6 protein-coding genes are annotated in these 20,912 nt (G+C 62.0%); 2 read left to right on the forward strand and 4 right to left on the reverse strand.

What is annotated here, in order from left to right; genetic code table 11:
* Nucleotides 1-198 precede the first annotated feature (198 nt).
* From AB8717_RS20385 to AB8717_RS20400, 4 genes are read right to left on the reverse strand one after another with little or no spacing between them, the layout of a single operon-like run.
* Nucleotides 199-2,232: a flagellar biosynthesis protein FlhA gene (locus tag AB8717_RS20385; protein WP_443751357.1), complete on the reverse strand. Its 2,034-nt coding sequence runs from the start codon at nt 2,230-2,232 to the stop codon at nt 199-201.
* Between the two features lie 5 nt (nt 2,233-2,237).
* Nucleotides 2,238-3,311 carry an EscU/YscU/HrcU family type III secretion system export apparatus switch protein gene (locus tag AB8717_RS20390; protein ID WP_443751358.1) on the reverse strand — a complete coding sequence of 358 codons (1,074 nt, stop codon included), beginning with the start codon at nt 3,309-3,311 and terminating at the stop codon, nt 2,238-2,240.
* Nucleotides 3,311-4,075 (reverse strand): flagellar biosynthetic protein FliR, encoded by a 765-nt coding sequence (locus tag AB8717_RS20395; RefSeq protein WP_443751359.1) that lies wholly within the window; start codon nt 4,073-4,075, stop codon nt 3,311-3,313. Before AB8717_RS20395 ends, AB8717_RS20390 begins: the two co-directional genes overlap by 1 nt.
* Before the next feature lie 9 nt (nt 4,076-4,084).
* On the reverse strand, nt 4,085-4,354 hold the full coding sequence (locus AB8717_RS20400) for a flagellar biosynthetic protein FliQ (protein ID WP_443751360.1): 270 nt from the start codon (nt 4,352-4,354) through the stop codon (nt 4,085-4,087).
* 223 nt (nt 4,355-4,577) lie between these two features.
* Between AB8717_RS20400 and AB8717_RS20405 the strand changes: the two genes are divergently transcribed.
* Nucleotides 4,578-5,726, forward strand: coding sequence for a tetratricopeptide repeat protein (locus AB8717_RS20405; RefSeq protein WP_443751361.1), 1,149 nt, complete (start codon nt 4,578-4,580; stop codon nt 5,724-5,726).
* A 150-nt stretch (nt 5,727-5,876) separates the two neighbouring features.
* Complete coding sequence (locus AB8717_RS20410) at nt 5,877-20,837, forward strand: glycohydrolase toxin TNT-related protein (protein WP_443751362.1); 14,961 nt, start codon at nt 5,877-5,879, stop codon at nt 20,835-20,837.
* Nucleotides 20,838-20,912 lie beyond the last annotated feature (75 nt).

Consider the following 20,912-nt stretch of genomic DNA (forward strand, 5'->3'; position numbering starts at 1 on the left):
CGGGCAACAGCGTTGTTTGTTCGCGTGTCTTGTTGGCCCCGCTGCGCGGGGTTGGAATGGCGGCACGGGCAACAGGATGACAACGCGAACCTGATCATATGGAGGTGTCTTTTTGTAGCAGACCTAACGCCCAGCCGGCGGCGGTCCAAGTTGTTGATATAGCTCGATAAACTATGGGCGTCAGTAATGACGTCACGGCTAATCAATCGCCACCACATCAAATGAACTCAGATCGACCGACGGCGGGACCTCGTTGACCGAGAGGACCGCCAGCCGCGGAATGGTTCGCCGCGTGAAGGCCTTGAGATGATGACGGATTTCCGGGCCGCACAGCAGGACCGGCGAGAGGCCCTGTTGCATCATCCGGTCGGCCAGCGGCATCAGCGTGCGGATCAGCTGTTCGGCCAGCCGGGGTTCGATGACCAGGCCTGACTTGCCGTCGCTGCGGCGGATATTGTCGGTAATCTGCGCTTCCAGCCGGGGATTGAGGCTAAGCACCGCCAACTGATCTCCGCCGGCGCGCAGATCGTGACAGATGCCATGGTTGAGCTTCTGCCGCACCAGTTCGGTCAAATCGGCATGGTCCTTGGTCTGCCGACCGACGTCGACCAGCGTGTCGACAATCAGGTCGATATTGCGGATCGAGACGTCTTCGGCCAGCAGGTTCTGCAGGATGCGCTGAATGTCGCTGACCGTCATGATCGACGGCACCAGTTCCTCGATCAGGCCCGGCTGGCGGCCGCGCACCTCTTCCAGCATGGCCATGACGTGGGCGCGCGTCAGCAGCTGCGCCGCGCCGCTGCGCAGGATTTCGCCGAGATGGGTGGTCAGCACGGTGACAGGATCGACCAGGGTATAGCCGCCCCGTTCGGCCTGGTCGCGCAGGTCGGCGTCGATCCACACGGCGGCGATGCCGAAGGCCGGATCGCGGGTTTCGACGCCCGGCAGGGTGTCCTTGACGGCCGCGGTGCGGATGGCCAGCGTCTTGTCCGGGAACAGCCTGGAGCGGGCGTGGCGCGCGCCGTAGATCTGCACCTCGTAATCGTTGGCGCCCAGCGCCGGGCCGTCCTGGAAGACGACGGCGGGGAAGGCAAAGCCCGACGCCTGTTCCTGCTGCGACCTCAGGGTCTCGATGCGCTCGCCCAGCAACGGTTTCAGCGGCGTCCAATGGACGCTTAGCTCCCTGCCCAGCAGGATCTGGATGGTGGCGCGGCCCTGGCCGGCGCCCTTGCCCGCAGCCGCATCGTCGACGATCATGTCCTCGGCGGCGGTTTCGGCGGCGCGCGATTTGCGGCGTGAGGACAGCCACAAGGCTGCGGCCAGCGCAGCCAGGATGGCGATCGGCCATTTGGGCATGCCCGGCAGCAGCAGCAACACGAACAGCGCGCCCATGACGATCAGCGGGATCTTGGGGACCGAGGCCAGCTGCGAAAGCACTTCGGTGCTGAGCCGGCGGTCGGCCGAGGACCGGGTAACGATGATGCCGGTAGCGGTCGATATGATGAGGGCAGGCACCTGAGTGACAATGCCGTCGCCGATCGTCAGCAGGCTGAAGGTCTGCAACGCCGTCAGCCAGTCCATGCCCATCTGGGCCACACCGATGATCCAGCCGGCGATGATGTTGATCAGCAGGATGATGATGCCGGCGACCGCATCGCCCTTCACGAATTTGCTGGCGCCGTCCATGGCGCCGTAGAAGGCGGCTTCCTTTTCTATGGCCTTGCGGCGGCGCTTGGCCTCGTCCTGGTCGATCAGGCCCATGTTGAGGTCGGCGTCGATGCTCATCTGCTGGCCGGGGACGGCGTCGAGCACGAAGCGCGCGGCGACTTCGGACACGCGCTGGGCGCCGGAGGTCACGACGACGTACTGCACGATCACCAGGATGAAGAAGACGACCAGTCCGATGACGAAACTGCCCTGGACGGCGAAAGCGCCGATCGCGCCGATGACCTCGCCGGCGTGAGCCTGGGTCAGGATCAGGCGCGTAGCCGCGACGTTGAGCGACAGGCGGTACAGCGTCGCGACCAGCAGCAGCGACGGGAAGGTCGAGAACGATACCGGCTTGTCGACATAGAAGGTCATCAAGAGGATGGTCATGCCCAGGGCGAAGTTCACGATGATCAGCAGGTCCAGCAGGACCGGCGGAATCGGTGAGAACAGGACGAGCAGGATGGCGATGACACCGCCGACCAGAACCAAATCGTGATTTTTCGAGAAGAAGGTCTTGATCATGTCCGTTATGCACGCGTCTGAAGAGAAGACTGCCGGCGCAGGCGCCGGTAAATATTGGCCACCGCGCGGAAGCAGGTCTCGGGGATTTCCCGGTCTATCTCGCAGCGGTGATAAAGGGTCCTGGCCAGCTCACGATTTTCGATCGTGACCACGCCGTGGAGGAAGGCCAGGCGTTTCAGGCGCAGGGCCATCTGGTCGGCGCCCTGGGCAACCACCCTGGGCGCGGTCATGGTCGCCGTGTCGTAGCTGAGCGCGACCGCATAGTGGGTAGGGTTGGTGATCAGGACGTCGGCATTGCGCACGTTGCGCAGGCTTTTGCTCAGCTTGGCGTATTCGCGGTGGACCTGGCGGCGGCGCTGCTTGAAGCGAGGATCGCCTTCACGGTCGCGGGCCTCGCGCCGGGTTTCCTGGCGCGTCATCCGCATGCGCTTGAAGAAATCGCGCCGCGAGATCAGCTGGTCCAGTATGGCCACGAGTCCCGCGGCGCCGGCGAACAGGATCAGCAGCCGGAAGCTTGCCCGGGCCAGCGCGTCGACAAGGCCGTGGGCATCGGCGATGGCCGGCACGGTCAGCGCGCGGGCATCCAGGACGACCAGGACGGCCAGCGCCGAATAGATGGCCAGCTTGAAGACGTTCTTGCCGGTTTCCACAAGCTGCCGCACCGAGAAGATACGCTTGAAGCCGTTGGCGGGGCTGAGCCGGCTGAATTCCGGACTCAGCGGCGCCAGCGAGAAGACGAAGCCGGTCTGGACGATTTCGAACACCAGCACCACGACGAAGACTGTGCCGAACAGGAAGAGCATGGGCTGGGCGATGGTGGTCAGAACCACGGCGATAAGCTGAAGGCTTTCGTTCGGGCCCGCGGCTAGGGTCGGGGCGGTCACCAGTGTCCTTCGGGCAGCCAAGGACAGGGACCCGGCAAGGCCCGGGCCGAACATCCACAGATAACCGGCGAAGGCGATCAGGCTGGTAGCGAAGCCTAGGTCGAGGCCGCGCGCTACCGACCCCTTTTCCCGTGCCTTGCTGAGCTTGAACGGTGTGGGTGGCTCCGACTTGTTCTGATCCGACTGCTCTTCCATCACAGCAAGCCGCGAACGGCCTCCAGCGTAAGGGTCGACATGCGCGCCAGGAGGGCGCCCGACGCCCCGAAGGCTGCGGGCAGGACCAGCAGCAGAAGCAGCGTCTTGATCTGGAAACCCAGCACCAAAACGTTCATCTGCGGCACCGTGCGCGACAGTAGCGCGATGGCGGCGTCAGCCAGGAAAAGACAGAGGATGGCGCCGCCAGCCACGCCGAAGGCGGTCGCCGACATGACGCCCAGGAAGGCGGTGATGCGGGCAAGCCCGTCGGGTTGAAGATAGCCGGCGCCGAGCGGCATGGCGCGCAGCGAGGCGTCCATCAGCCGCAGCAGGTCCTGATGGCCGCCCATGGCGAAGAAGACGGCGGCCGCGCCATAGGCGAACAGCGTGCCCACCAGCGGCATCTGGTTCTGGCTGGTCGGATCGATAAGGAGGGCCAGGCCGAAACCCGCCTGGATATCGACAGTGCGGCCGGCGGCGTATAGCATGCCGAACATCAGCTGGAACGCGGTGACGAAGACGAGACCCAGGCCCAGTTCACGCACGGCCACCACGATCAGGTTGCCGACGCTGAGATCGTCGATCCGTGCCGCGACCGGGTCGACCGCGACCAGGCACGCCGCCACGCCCAGCCCGAACAGGACGCGGAAAAGGACAGGCGTCCTGACCAGCGAGAAGGGCGGTGCCAGGGCGAAGACGGGCGACACCCGCAACCCCAGCAGCAGGCATGCACACACCCGGTTGACGATATCGAAGGAGGCCATGGCGCAGGCTCAGTTGGCCAGCGACGGAATCAGCCGGATCATGGTCACGGCGAATTCGGCCACCTTGTGAACCATCCATGGTCCCACCGTGACCAGCACGACGGCGGCGGCCAGGAGTTTCGGGACATAGCTGAGGGTCATTTCCTGCAACTGCGTGGCGACCTGAAAGACGCTGACCAGCAGGCCGACGATCAGGACGGCGATCAAGACTGGCGCGGATATGACCGCAGCATACCAGAAGAGCTGATTCATCAGCCCCGTCGCTTCGTCGGCACCCATTACAGAAACTCCCCCCGCACACAAACTACGCTGTGTGTCTTATCGTTAAGCGAACCTATGCCATTTTGCAAGTTCGGCGCGATGATGCAGTTCGGCTTGCCGTCTTAGGGCTGCGGCGATAGGTTGCGCATATTCGCATGCTCGCGGGGGCACTGGAGCGATGCGCGCGGGAAGGTGCCGGTTGTACCGTCGCCGCGCACAAATTTTGGGGGAGTACATCCATATGGGCGACATATCGGCCTTGAATCACTCGCAGCCGCACCTGGCGCGCCTGCTCGGCTATCTGGAAAGCGATCCGGATAATCTCCGCCTGATTGGCGATGCGGTTTCGGCGGCGCTCGACGTTCGCCAGCCCGGCGTCGCGCTCGACCTGATCAGGCGCTACGAAGCGATTGCGCCCCTCACGCCCGTCATGCGCAATTTCGAAGGCCTGGCGGCCCTGCATCAGGATCGCTTCGACGCGGCCGCCGACATTTTCCAGGGCTTGTTGTCGGGGCAGACGCAGGATCCGGGGCTGCGCTTCAACCTGGCCTGGTGCAAATCGATAACCGGGGATCATGCCGGCGCGGCCGGTCTTCTGGACGACGCCACGGTTGCCGCAATTCCCGCGGCGGCTTCGCTTAAGGTGCAGGCCCTGCATCGGCAAGGCGATCTCGACGAGGCGCTTGCCGAAGGCACGAAAGCGCTTGAAATCCATCCGGCCGATACCGACCTGCTGGGCGCGCTCTCCATGGTCGCCATCGATCTTCAGATGCCCGAACTGGCGCAGGGCTGGGCGGCAAAGGCGCAGGACACGTCCGACGGCCTGTCGACCCTTGGGATGCTCGTTTTGCAGGACGACCGTCTGGACGAAGCCATGGGGTATTTCGATCGCGGGCTGGCGGCGCGCGCCGACAGCCCGCGCAACTGGCTGGGCAAGGGCCTGGTCCTGATGGCGCGCGGCGACGCTGCCGGTGCGACCGAATGTATCGACCGCAGCGCCGAGCTGTTCGGCCGCCATCTCGGCACCTGGATCGCTTCGGGATGGGCTCATTTTGCGGCCGGCGACCGGACAAGGGCGCGCGGCATTTTCGAGCATGCCCTGGCGCTGGACGATACTTTCGCGGAATCGCACGGCGCCCTGGCGGTGCTGGACGTTCTGGACGGCGATATCGACGGCGCCCGCCGGCGGACGGACACGGCCCTGCGCCTCGACCGCCGCTGCTTTTCCGGCGCTTTGGCAAAGGTTCTGCTGCTTGAGCACGATGGCGACATGCAGGCGGCCCAGCGAGTCCGCGATATCGCCCTGAACACGCCTGTGGGCGAGAGCGGCCGCACGATCGCGCAGGCGGTCATCGCACTGGCGCCGCGGCAGGGCGGCCGCCAATTTTGAAAAATGTAAAAAAATGTCGTTATGCAACAATGGGATGTAATTTTTTCAGAAATTTCGCCTTTTGAGCCCTAAACGGAATCCCGAAACGGCCGATTGACTCCTTGAGGAACGAAAAGGTCCGGGGTGGACCTGCAGGTCGAGGGGTTTACAATGGTCGCGATCGTCACGGGTAGCGGACAAGGTCTGGTCAAATCGTCGCTGGCGGTGCTGGGCAGCCAGGGGGAGATCGGGACCTCCAAGCTGGGTCAGAATGGCAGCGACGTGATCGTCAATGCCGCCAACGGTAACCTTCTCATCCAGAGCCAGGACGAGATGCTGTTCGGCCTTGGCCTCGACGACGCCATCACCAATACCTACAACAGCAAGGCGGCGGCGTGGCAGGAGAACTACCAGCGCCATGTCACGGACCTCACCGGCTTCCACAACAAGCCCGCCAGCACCATTACGCGTTACGGAGCGGATGGTTCGGCCGTCGTCTATACCTACAACAGCTCAAGCGCTTGTTATGTGGGTGTCGAGAGCGGCATAACCGATACGATAACCTACGATGCGACAGCGGGCCAGTGGACCTGGCAGGACGGCAAAACCCGGGCGAAGGAGGTGTACGAGGGGGCCACGACGGGCCGGATCCTGCAGTCGACGGACGCGTCTGGCAATACACTTACCTACACCTATAGCGGTTCGCAGCTGGCGAAGATCACAACGGCCAATGGCGACTATACCAGCTTTGTGTATACGGGCTCGCTGCTGACCTCGATCGTCACCAGCTATACCAATGCGTCGGGCCTGCAGACCGAGACGCGCGTGCGCTACGGTTACGACACCAGCAATCGCCTGACAACGGTGACGACCGACCTTAGCCCCAACGACAATTCGGTCAGCGACGGCAAGACCTATGTCACGACCTATACCTATCTTGGCACCAGCAACAATATCGGAACGATCACCGAGAGCGACGGCACCAGCCTGACGATCACTTACGACAGCAATGTCCGCGTCGCCAGCCTGACGCAGACGACCGCGTCGGGCGTCACCAGCGCGACCTATCTGACCTACGGGACGGGACGGACAACGGTCACCGACCAGCAGGGCAATGCCACGACCCTGGTCTATGACAGCAACAATCAGTTGATCCAGTTGATTCCGCCGTCGTCTTCGCCCCAGCCCCCCACGCAGTTCATCTACGACACCAACGGTAACGTGACCTATAGCGGTCCTGTTGGTGATCCCAACTTTACCAATATCGCGCAGAACTGGGGCAATTTGGGAGAAACCTCAGGAGTCGGGACGACCCAGACGACCGAGATGGACGGTGGCGTCTTCGTTTATCGGCGCCAGACTACGACCACGCCGGCTGCGGGCTTCCAGTTCAATATGGCCCAAACGGCCCCGAGTCAGATGGCTGTCGTGCCAGGCCAAGCTGTCCAGCTCAGTGTTTATGCCGCCAGTTCCGGGGCCAGCCGTCTCGAACTGCGGGCGATGTGGTATAACAGTGCTGGAACCTATATCGGGAGCACTGGCGTCAGCACGGTTGCGCCCGGCGGGACGCTGGGAGCAAATGGCCTCACGACCGCAAACTTCGCCGGTGGATCGGTAAATGCGATTGCCAATGCCGCCTTTGTATCGTTGGCGATCGTCGCCACTGCTAACGGCACGGGGCCTCTCAACGTCGCCATTGCCAGGCCTTCAGTGGCGACCTCTGGTGGCGCTGGTGATTCGCAGTTCACCAATATTGCGCAGAACTGGAATGAGTTGTGGAATACGTCTGGTTCCGTAGCGACAACGCAGGCTACTGAGGTCGACGGTGGCGTCAACGTTTACCGCCGTCAGACGACAACCACGCCGCCAACGGGCTGGCAGATGAATCTTGGCCAGGGCGCTAATGGCCGCACGGCGGTCATACCAGGTCATCCCGTAACCCTTAGCGCCTATGTCAGCAGTGTGGGCGCAAGCGCCTTGGGCCTTTACGCCGCTTGGTATTCTTCTTCCGGTACATTAATCACCAGCACGTTGGTAAGTTCGGTTGCTACTAACGGTTCCTTCGGTAGCGCCGGGGTGACTGCCGCCAGTTATGGAAGCGGCACGGTTCTTCCGCCACCGGGTGCGGCTTCGGTGGAACTTTTGGTGCAAGCAACGGCAAGCGGGACGGCTCCGCTTAACGTCGGTCTTGCACAGCCTTCAGTGTCATTCGGAAGCGCGGGAGGAGACACGGCTTTTACGAATATCGCCCAGAACTGGGGCGGCCTATGGACCACGGATAATACGGTATCAACGACCCAGACGACCGAAACTGATGGCGGGACCAACGCTTACCGCCGTCAAACAACATCGACGCCTGCCGCTGGTTGGTTGATGAACTTGCAGCAGACGGGCGGAGGGCTGATGCCTGTAACCCCGGGGCAGACGGTAAGCGGAAGCGTATATGCTGCTAGCTCAGGTGCCAGCACCGTCTCATTGGTGCTGTCCTGGTTCGACGCATATGGAAATTATATAGGTGGTGTCGGCAGCGCAATCACGCCTGGCGGCGTGCTTGGTTCCAGTGGAATTACCACGGCCAATTACGGAAGCGTATCAGGTACAGCACCCGCAGGGGCTGTATATGCAGGCCTGATAGTTCAAGGCGCGGCCAGCGGTACCGGTCCGATGAACGTCGCCATCGCTCAACCGTCGATCTCAACGCTCCCGACGATGTCGAGTTCGCCAGCGCCCTCGTATCTCTACACCTACGACGCCAACGGCAATCGCCTGTCGATGACGGATTCGTTGGGCAACCAGACAACCTATGCCTATGACGCCGCCAACCAGCTGCTGATGAAGACCGAGGCGGCGAACTCGTCTTCGCCTCTGGTGACGCGTTATGTCTACGATTCCGCCAGCCGCCTGGTCTATACGATCAGCCCGCGCGGCGATGTGACACGCTATATCTACAACACCAGCAACGGGCTGCAGACCAGTGTCATCAAGTATACCGCCAATCTCTACCTGATAGCTGGAAACCAATCGTCTGCGACGATGGATAGCTGGGCTTCATCCGCGGGCGTCGACAAGACCCAGACGCAGCGCACCGATACGACCTACGATGCGCGTGGGCTGGTGGCGACGGTGACGACCTACGGCCAGACCGACAGCAGCGGCAACGGTGTCTCGTCAACCGCCAGCACGACGACCTATGTCTACGACCAGGCGGGCCTGCTGCTCAGCCGCAAGCTGTCGAGTTCGTCGGCGACCGAGACCTATGTCTATGACGGCCTTGGCCGTACGCTCAGCGCCACCGACTATAATGGCAAGCTCACCCAGACCGTCTATACCAATACGGCATCAGGCCTGCAGACGGCGGTGACCCTGGCCAACGGCACGGTCAGGACATCGGCCTACGACAAGGCCGGCGAACTGATCAGCGTCACGGACAGCGCCAGCGGCCTGTCAGCCACGACGACCTACACCTATGATTCGGTCGGCAACCTTATCCGGACGACCGACCCGACGGGCCTGTCGACCTATCATGTCTTCGACACGTTGAACCGCAAGGTCGCCGATGTCGCCGCGGACGGCGCGATTGTCACCTATGCCTACAATGCCGCCGACCAGTTGGTCAGCACGACGCAGTATGCGACGCTGGTGTCCGCAGCGCAATTGACGCTGCTGGCCAATGAGAGCGCGAGCTCAGCGCCGGTAAGATTGCCCAGCATTACGCCGGCGGCCTCGGCGAGCGACCGCTGGAGCTGGAGCGTCTACGACGCCGACGGCCGCCTGGCCGAACAGATCGACGCCTGGGGCGCGGTCACGGCCTATAGCTACGATGCCGCCGGCCGCCTGATCACGACGACGGCCTATGCCGGCGTTTTGTCGGCTGCGACCGTCGCCGCCTTCAAGACGACGGCGCCGACAGCGGTCATTCTTCCCGGCGCCGACGCGAACGCCGACAGGACGACGCGCACCTTCTACAATGCCGACGATCAGGTGATCGGCACGCTCGACGCCGATGGTTACCTGACGCAGATCATTTATGATGCGGCGGGGCGCAAGACGCAGACCATCGCCTACGCCACCCAGACCAATAGCGCGCACTGGGTCAGCGGCACGTTCGCGCAACTGCTGAGCGACGCCGGCACGAACGCCAACGACATCAACCACTGGTGGGTCTATGACGGTCGCGGCCTGCTGCGCGCCGATATCGACGGCGAAGGCAATATCACGCGCTACGACTCCTATACGGCGGCCGGCAACGCCGGCACGGTCATCAAGGGCCAGGTCATCAGCACGGCGGCCCTGATCGCAACGCCGCCAATCTATGCGAACCTGCCGGCGCCGTCGGGCACGCTCGAGATCACCAGCTACACCTACGACCAGTATGGCCATGTCCTGACCAAGGCCCAGACCCTGACGGGCGGTGCGGTCGAGACGACGACCTACGGCTACGACGCCGTGTACAACCTCTACAGCCAGGCGGTGGCCAGCTCCAGCTCCGCCTCGGGTGGCGCCGACGGGCGTACGGACCTGATCCGCTACGACAGCCTGGGCCGCAAGGGCGCGGAGTTGACGGGCAATGGCGCGGCCGCGATCGCCGCACTGGGCAGCAATCCTACTCAGGCGCAGATCGACGCCGTATGGGCTGCCGGCCATATAAGCTACGCATACGACGCTGCGGGTCGTTTGATTATGCAGACCGACGCCGAGAGCCGCCGGACCTTGTTCTACTACGATGTCGACGGGCGTCTGACCTATCAGATCGACGGCACGGGCGGAGTCACCCGCTACACCCACAACGCGTTCGGTGAGGAAACCGACGTTACGACATACACCAACAAGATCGCCGCAGGGACCCTGGCCACACTGACCGGTGGCCAGATCACCTCTACCCTAACCAACGCCATAACGCTCAGTGCAACCGACAGCTACAGCCATGTCGACTACAGCACGAATGGCGTGGTTGCCGATACCGTCGATGCGTTGGGCAATATCACGGGTTATGCTTACAACGCCTTCCGTGAGGTGACGAGCCGCATCGATGCGCTGACGACGGCCCTGGCGACCCAGACGAACAAGACTTACAGCCGCCGAGGCTTGCTCCTGACTTCGACGGCCGACGTCGGCGGGCTGGCGCTGGCCACCAGCTACCAGTACGACGCGTTTGGCCGCACGACCCAGGTCACCGATCCGAAGGGCAATATCGCCAAGACGACCTACGACAGGGCCGGGCGGGTGCTCACCCAGGTCGATGGCCTGAACCTGACGACCAGCTACAGCTATGACGGCTTTGGTCATGTACTGACCACGACGGACGGGACGGGTGCGGTCACCCACTACGCTTTCAACCTGTTCGACCGCCAGATCACCGTCACCGATCCCAACGGCATCGTCACCACGACGACGAAAAACGCCTATGGCCAGACGGTGAAGATCGTCGACGGAATGGGCGTCGCGACGACCTTCGACTACGACGCCGATGGAAACGTGATCAAGACCACGGACGGTGCAGGCAACGTCGTCACGCATAGCTACAGCAAAGCCGATATGATGACCGCGACGGCCGATGCCCGCGGTGGGACGACCAGCTATGTCTACGATGCGGCGGGGCGGATGTACTCGCAGACGGTCGACCCGGGCGACGGGCTGAACCTGACAACGACGTGGGTGTTCGACGGCAAGGGCCAGACCCTGACGGTCACCGATCCCACGGGCATGGTGACGGCCTATACCTACGACCTCGACGGTCATACCTTGAGCCAGCGCGTTGACGCCAATGGCCTGAACCTGACCACGAGTTGGACGTACGATCAGGCCGGACGCGCCGTCACGGAGACGTCTCCGGCAGGCCGCGTGGTCAAATCCGTCTACGACAAAGCCAACAGGGTGATCCAGTCGATCGTGGATCCCAGTGGCCTCAATCTCATTACACAATACAGCTACGACGGTGATGGCAATGTCGTCCAGGTCACCGATCCCGGGGGTCATATCACACGTTCGACCTATGACGCCGACAACCGCCTGGCCTTCGTCATCGATGCGACAGGAGCCGTCACAGGCTATACCTACGACAATGACGGCCGGGTGAACCGCACGGTCCGGTACGCCACGGTGAACCTGAGCACAGGCGTGCAGACCTTGGCGCAGATGCAGAGCTGGGCCTCCGCTAATGCGGCCGCCGGAGATCTGACCAACTGGACCGGCTACGACGTGGCCGGTCGCCTGGTCTATGCGATCGACCCTGACGGCTATGTCACGGGCTATGCCTACGATGCCGACAACCGCCTGGTGCAGCAGGTGGTCTATCCGACCAGCGTCGTATTCCCGAATCTGCCGTCGACCCCGCCGGCCGGATCGTCGGTTACCCGCTACACCTACGATGCGGCCGGCAATAAAGCCTTCGTCATCGATCCGAACGGCGCGGTGACGGCCTATACCTACGACGGCAACGGCAATGTTACGCAGACGGTCCGGTATGCTGCGCTGAACAGCTCAACCAATGCCCAGACTCTGTCTCAGATGCAGACATGGGTAACGGCGAACGCCGGCACGGGCAGCAGGACGACTTCGAACCTCTACGACGCCGCCAACCGGCTGGTCACGACGACCGATGCGGCTGGTTTCATGACCGGCTATAATTACGACGCCGACGGACGCGTCGTGCGTGAAATCCGGTATCCTCTGGGCGCTCAGGACCTTACCAATGCGCTGGTGACTAACATCGCTTACGACGCGGCGGGGCGCAAAACGTTCGTTACCGATCCAACCGGAGCCGTAACGGCCTATACATACGACCTTGATGGCAATGTACTAACCACCGTCCAGTACGCGGTGCTGAACACGAATAAAGGCGTGCAGACGCTCACCGATATGCGGAACTGGTTGAGCGCCAATTCCAACGCCATCGCCAACGATTCCAATAACCGCACGACCTATGCCACCTATGACAATGCCGGACGCCTGACGTCCAGCAAGGACGCGCTTGGATACCAGAGCGTCTATCAATACGATAACGCCGGCAACCTGCTGCAGATGACGCAGTATGCAACCCTGACCAACACTCAACCGAGGACTACGCAATATACCTATGACGCCGACAACCGCGTCATAAACGTCACCGACCCTCTGGGCATAGTGACGCACAATATCTACGACATCTGGGGCCGGGTAACCTCGAGGACGGTGGCCTATGGTACTTCGGACGCGCAGGAAACGACCTATCTCTACGACGCGGACGGACGCGTGCTGCGTCAGATGATCACGGGCGCTGCGGCCATTTGGCACGTCTACGACGCCCAAGGCCGCATCGTGACCAATTATGACCAGGCCAGCAGCACCACCACCTATACCTACGACAACGATGGCCGGGTGCTGACGACAACCGATCCTACGGGCGCAGTCACGACCAATACCTACAACGCCTTTGGCGACCTGACTTCGGTCAGGGACCCTAACGGCAATACGGGCTATTTCTACTATGACGCCCGCGGCCAGCAGATCCTGGCGGTCGACGCCTTGGGCTATGCCACCGGCAAGTCTTACGACATCAACGGCAAGGTCACGGTCGTCACGCGCTATGCCACCGCCGTCAGCGGGGCGGGGATCAGCGCCAACCCGCCGGCCGTTACGACCAACGCCAATGATAACACGACAAGCTTCGGCTACGACAACGATGGCCGCGTCCTGGCCTCGGTCGATGGCAACGGGGCCGGCACGACCTATACCTACAACGCCTTTGGCGACCGCCTGACAATGCGCAACGCGGCAGGCGGGGTTACGACCTATACGTACAATGCGCGTGGCGAGATGCTGACGCAGACCGTTGCGGCCACGGCGGTCGCGCCGGCCGCTACCACCGCCTATGCCTACGACGCTTTCGGCAACCGCACCCAGATGGTCGAGGCGCAAGGCCGGGCCGAGCAGCGCACGACCAACTATGTCTACGACGCAGACAACCGACTGGTGCAGCAGAGCGGCGACACGATCACCGTCGGTTCGGATTACGGCGCGAATTTGTTTCCGCCGGTAATTCCAACACAATCCTTCGCCTACGACCGCCGCGGCAACCAGATCGCGGCCCAGGATGCCGACGGCAATATCACCCTGACCTACTATGACGTCCAGAACCGTAAGACGGCGCAAGTCAATGCTCAAGGTATCCTGACGCAGTGGACCTATGACTGGAACGGAAACGTCACGTCGCAGAAGGTCTATAGTGATCCGTTGCAGCTGCCGACCTTCTCCAATGGCGTCCTCGCGCAAATCTATCGCATGTACGATATCGGCCTGAGACGGCTTCCCGTTGCCTCGGAAGTTTCATACTGGCAGGGCGTCCTGGCGGCAAACGCGGCTGCCGACCAGCCGGCGGGACAAAACTGGCAGAGAGATGCCCAAGGGCATCCGGTTGACCCTGATGGTGAGCAATTGGGGGCTCTGGAAGCGACCTATGCGTCGTTCATCGGCGATGCAACCGTGGCGGCAAACCTGCAGGTAAATGGTACCACGACCGCTTTCATTACGGCAGCTTATCAGGGTGCGTTCCGGCGAAACCCGACAAGCGACGAGATAACATTCTGGACGAACAACCTGGCGGGCAACTGGACCAAGGCCGGCGTCGTCATGTACCTGGCCGAATGGCAGGATCACAAGACTCTTGTCAATTCTCTTACCTTGTCCGCTATTGCCGGGACGACGGCGCCGTCGCCGGTCAACGCAAGCAATTATCGCGAGACGGACTATACCTACGACAAGGATAACCGCCAGACCTCGACCAGCATTGTCGGCGTGGAGACCGGTGCGTGGAACGGCTCGGCCTGGGCCAGCCAGACCGGTAACCTGACGACCAGCACGGTCTACGATCTGAACGGCAACGCCATCCGGCAGACCGACGCCAATGGCAACAATACCTATACCTGGTATGACAAGCTGGGCCGCAAGGTTGCCCAGATCGATGCCGGTGGCTTCATGACCGCCTGGACGCTCGATGCCGAAGGCAATACGACACAGCAGGTCCAGTACGCCACGGCGCTGAGCGGACCATTCACCGCAGGGGGCAATCCGCCGGCCGCCCCGGCCGCCAACGGCAACGACCGCACCACGACGTACACCTACGACCATGACGGCCAGCGCCTGACCGAGACGCGCAAGACCGCAGCCTATTCCACGGTCAGCGGCAACAGCGTCACTTCGACCTCAGGCGACGTCACGGTCACCTATACTTATAACAGCCTTGGATTGGTCGCCACGAAGACCGAGGCGACGGGAGACCAGACGACTTACAGTTATGACGCGCTGGGCCGGCTGGCCACGGTGACGACCGCGGCCAATGTCCCGGCGGCGGCCAATGCCACGGCCTATACCTATGACGGTCTGGGCAACATCCTGACGACGGTGGCGGGCTCCGGCACATCGGGCGCCGAGACCACGACCTTCGTCTATGGCGCCGGCGGCCGGCTGGCGACCAAGACCGATGCCACAGGCTTCGTCACCACCTATGGCTATGACGCCAACGGTCAAAAGACGATCGAACAGTATACGCGCGCCAAGTCCGACGGCACGACCGTGACCGAATCCAAGCAGTACGGCTACGATGGCGTTGGTCAGCAGATCTTCGAAGGCGAAGCGACGCTGACGGGCGGCCAGTGGATATTCACCCAGACGGTCGACAGCTGGTACGATGCCTATGGCGAAGTCGTCCAGCGCGGCGTCAACACTAACCGCAACGGCGCCAAGGCGCAGGAATTCGCCGACTACGATGCCGCCGGCCGCGTCTGGCGCTCCAACATGGGTGACGGTGTCACCAAGGCCTATGGCTACGACAAGAACGGCAATGTCACCCTTCAGGTCCAGAGCCAGGGCACGACCGACCTGCGCAATGCCGCCAGCCTTGACGCGGCGCGCGGAGCGTCCGGCATCACCACGACCTACAGCCTCTACGACAGCCGCAACGAACTGACCGATGTCAAGCGGCCCGTCAGCGCCAATCTCGACGGCACCGTCGCCAGCGGCGGCAATGTGGTCGTGGGAGGCAAGGGTTTTGCGAAGATAGATTCCAGCTGGACCGTCGCGAACTGGAACCAGAATACCGACCCGAATGTCACCGTCAGCTTTACCAGCTCGGACCTGTCGACCATTCAGAACGGTTATCCGGTTATCGTATCGGTTACCGGCGACGGTACCGTCACGCAGGAAAGCCATGCGATTCCTTCAGGCGCGACCAGCTATACCTTCTCGCCCACGATCGCCAACGGCTCCAATCCGAATACGCCGCCACGCAATGCCTATGTGGTGATACAATTGGCGCAGGCCGGCGTTGTGATCGGGCAGGCGGCGTTTTACGTCTCGATCGATCCGGGCAAGTCGGGCAGTTCCTCGACCCAGATTCCGATGGGCAAGGCGATGCAGGTCTCGGTGCCCAACGCCTCGGCCGTTACGCTCTACGCGCGGACCGCGGGGTCATCTGGCGGCTACACGGCGGTTACGGCCACCCAGATGGTCGACGCCAACAACGCCCCGATCCCCGGCAGCTTCGTGATCGATCTGACAAAGCCTCCGTTCAACGGCACGGCAAGCACGAGCTGGGACGTCAAGTACCTGGCGACCGACGCTTCGGGCAAAGTCGTCGACGCCAAGGCCGGCTCGGTGACCTTCGACAACGGCAGCCCGCCCAATCCGACCTCGACCAGCTTTGCGACCGTACCCGTCTTCACCGCCACGCAAAGCGGCGGCGTGTGGACCCTGGCCAACAGCGCCATACCCGCGGTCGCCTATAGTGACAGCACCCAGGCCTATAACGCCTTCGGCGACATCACCAGCCAGACCGACGCCAATGGCAATACCACTGGGTTCACCTACGATGCTTTGGGCAACCTGACGCAAAAAACCGGCGCCCAGGTGACCGTGGTCGGCGAGAACGGCGTCGGCGCCTTGGCGAACCCCGTCGATACCTATTATTACGACAAGTCGGGGCGCCAGATCGGCCACCGCGACGCCAACGGCTACCTGACCACCCAGACTCTCCAGGCCGGAACCGGCTACGACGGCACGGCTTCGCTGGCCACGGCGCAGTATAATCCGGACGGTGGGGTCGTCAGCACGACCTACGACGTCTTCGGCAATGCCCTGACCGTGACCGATGCGACCGGCGCGAAGACGACGAATACCTACGACAAGGACAACCGGCTGACCACGGTGGCGCACGCCATCCGCGGCGGATCGCAGCTGGTCGACTCCTATGGTTATGACGGGCTGGGTGAACGCATCAAGCACTGGAACAATGTCCAGTCGGGAACCGAAACGACCGATTACGACGTGCTGGGCCGCGTGACCAAATCCGCCATCTTCGGCGGTACGTCGGCCACGGGATACGTGCAGACCACGACCTACGGCTATAGCTGGAATGTCATGACGGCTGGCGGTCGCGTGACGGTGGGCCAGGCCGGTATCGGATCGTGGACGACGACGACGGCGGCCTTCGGCCATTCGTCCGCGTCGACGACCGACTATTTCGGCAAGGTCGTCTCCAGCACCGACTTCGGCGGTCATACGACCAGCTATAGCTACGACCTGAACGGCCAGCTGACCCTGCAAACCAGCACGGCCGGGCAGTACCTTGCTTATACCTATACGACCAGCGGCCAGGTTGGCAGCATCACCGACACCGGAACCGGCATCAAGTCGGTCTATGCCTACGACAAGAACGGCAATCGGACGATCGAAGGCTATTACCGCATCGGATCGACGCCGGGCGACTATCAGAACTCCTACATCACCTACGATGCGCTCAACCGCGTCTCCGAGATCCGCGATCCCAACGCCGACATCACCTACGCCTACGACGCCGTCGGCAACCGCCGTGAGATCAAGACCAAGTACACGAACTTCGACCGCGTCGGCGTCGCGACCTACGCGCCGGGATCGAGCATGACCGGTCTGCAGGACTACTGGTACAAGTACGACAGCATGAACCGGTTCACCGTGACCATGGGTACGCTGTCCGGCGGCGTGATCTCGGCCGGATCGACCGGTGTCACCATCACCTACAACGCCCGCGGCGACCGGATGAGTGCGAGCTATGGCCAGGACGGTCATATCGAGACGTACGCCTATACCACGGACGACTATCTGCAAACCGTCTATACCCAGAGAGCAGGCGGCAGCAACTACCTTACCGTGTCGCGAACGGTCGATGTGCTGGGACGGATGACATCGTACGCCGAGTACAACCCCGTCGACGGTTCGGTGATCGAAACGCGCGCCATGACATACGGCCTGAACGACGGCAGGATTACGTCTGAAAGCGATATCACGACCAGCGTCAACGCCCTGGGTACGACCTCTCGCTATTTCAGTACGATCACCAATACCTACACCAGCGGCGGCACCGATATCGGAGTCCTGACGCAGTCCGCCACCGCTCAATCGAGCCAGGTGAACAACGGCAGCATCACCGCCGGCACCACGACGACGACGACCTACAACTATGTCTGGTGGAACCAGGCCAAGTCCTCGACAACCACTATCTCGAACTCCGACCCGAACAGCGGGGCGGGCAATGCCAGCTACATCTACGATGTCAACGGCAACCAGTCCGAGGCCGACGACACCGCCATTCACCGGGTGATGAAGTACCAGACCGACAGCTTCGGCCAGGTGCTGACGCGCAAGGAATCGGTCAACGGCATTGCCGGCGCCTACCGCACCTTCTTCTACCTCAACGGCCATGTGGTCGGCGATGTCGGCACCGACCAACTGGCCAGTCAGGTCGACTACGCGCAACAGCTGGCAAGAGACGCCTCCAACGCCTACAATGCCGGCTCGGCGCTGTATTCCACCAACGCGACGCAGGTCGTCCCGTTCAACGCCAATTTCGACGAGAACTACCAGGCGTACAATTCGACCAATGTCGCCCAGTCGGCCAGCGGCTATACGGTCATGGCGGGCGACACGCTACAGTCGATCGCGCAGAATGTCTGGGGCGACAGCAGTCTGTGGTACCTGCTGGCCCAGGCCAACGGCCTGTCGGCCGGGACGGCGCTGTCGGCCGGTCAGAGCCTGATCGTCCCCGACAATGTGACGAACCTGCACAATGCGTCGAGCGTGTTCAAGCCGTACAACTCGGCCGACGCACTCGGCAACACCACGCCGACACTGCCGCAGCAGCCGCAACCGCCGGCGCCCAAGCATGGCGGCTGTGGTGTCATCGGCGACATCATCGCGACCATCGTGTCTATCGTGGTCCGCGCCGCAACTTCTTGGATGCCGCCGCAAATTTCTTCTGCACTGTCCGACGCAGCCCGCCAAGGCGTCGAGATGCTTGCCGGCAACCAGAAGAAGTTCAACTGGGCTGAACTCGGCGCCGCCTTTGTCGCGGGCTATATTGAAGGACAGGTCGGACTTGAGGACGGTGCGGCAAAGCCCTGGACCACGGCGACCCAGGGCTGGGATGCCTGGGCTCAAGGCGCGGCCAGCAGCGCGATCCAGCAATCGACAAACATCGCATTCGGTGTCCAGAAGAAATTCGACTGGACCCAACTCGCTAGCGCGAGTGTCTCCGCTTCCGTAGGGAAGGGGATGGGAGAATGGGAGAATGGCAACGTTCTCGGCGGTGCGGCCGGCGATCTCGGCCATGTGCTTACGGGAGCGGCAGTACTGCTGGCAGGCGCAGCTACACGGACTGTCCTGACGCACGACAGCTTCGGCAAAAGCTTGAAAACCATGTTGCCAGACGCCATCGGCAGCACCATCGGTCATATGATCGCCGATGGCATGCAGCAAAGTCAGGCCGAACAGAGCGCGAAAAGCGCCGCTGCCAAGGCAGCCGCTCAAAAACAGCAAGCTCAGGAACAGATCGACGCGGCCCTCAATGACAACGGGCTAAGTGCTGTGAAATTTGGCGCGCTCGATAAGGAGGCGCTGCGTGCCCAGCACATCCTGAGCGGGAGCTACTCGGGCTCCGTCCGTGATGACGGGACGTTCTATCAGGATACGTATCCCCAAGTGAAGCAGGGCGACCAAATGGTTCCCCAGGAGGGCGCCGAGGACAAAGGCGGGCAGCTCTTTAGGTTCGATGATGGCGCCAAGGCGGAAGGGAGGCAGGTGACCGTCGAGTGGGCCGCGCGCGATGACGGAAGCGCCGGAGTGTACGTCGTTTCCGTGGATGGCGGCCAGTTCCACGAGTTCAACCGGGACTCTCGTATTGACGCGCTTGGACTGTCGATCTCTTACGGAGCGGACACTTACGACTTTAAGGCGGCAGCGGCGAGATACGAGGTAAGAAAAGCAGAGGCTGAAACATACAACGACGCCATGCGGCATTCGTCGGATTACGCAGCTATCGGCAATCCTGACGCTGCCGCATATTGGGCATACCGCGCGCGGGCGGGGGAGGCCGCAGCGGGCGCGGCTCAGTGGTCAGGGTTCTGGAAGCAGGCCAGAAACGATGGGCGGGATATGGGTGAACTTCTTATTAATAAGGGGTTGCAGTTTTCTGCGGGGCCCATTGGAATGTTCGTTCCTGATCTCGTCCATTTCAAGCACGAGACCATCCGGCCGGAAGAACGCACCGGAGCTTCTACTTTCACCGCACTCTCAATAGCGACGAGCATCGTTACGCCCGAAATGGCTTTGCCGAAAATGGTCTCCCTAGGCAGCAAATTAAATGCGGCACGAAATCTATTAGAGACAGCGGAGACGTTGGAGGCAGCGGATAAGGTGGCGGCCGCAGAGAGCGCAGAGGTAAATGCTGCTAAATCAGTTGCTCCACCAAATGAGATTGTATGGCCCCCCAATAGAGGTTTCTTGGGCGACCCTGTGCCTCAGACGCTGGATGTCGGATATCGATTTGATCGCTACGGCGGATTCTTCGATAAAACGACCGGAGAGTTCAAAGACTTAGGTACATTTGTTGCGAAGGAAGGCACGCCTTACCCAGCGAGAGCGCTTCCTCCGGGTTCGGATGCCAAGCCATTCAGCACTTACGAGGTTCTAAAGCCTATACCGGATGTTCCGACCGGACCTAGTGCGCCGTGGTTCAATCAGCCTGGCCTTGGGATTCAGCATGAACTTCCAATGCCTATTCAAGATTTGGTCGAGCAAGGCTATATCCGGCGTGTCGATCAGGTAGTGCCCGCCCCCAAATTTTAGATTTAGAGGATCAATAAATGTCTAGGAAATATCTATTTCTTAATCCGCTCGGTGGCTATCCAGCCGGCCCTGACA

This window comes from Asticcacaulis solisilvae, from assembly GCF_052327315.1.
Lineage (GTDB): Bacteria > Pseudomonadota > Alphaproteobacteria > Caulobacterales > Caulobacteraceae > Asticcacaulis > Asticcacaulis solisilvae_B.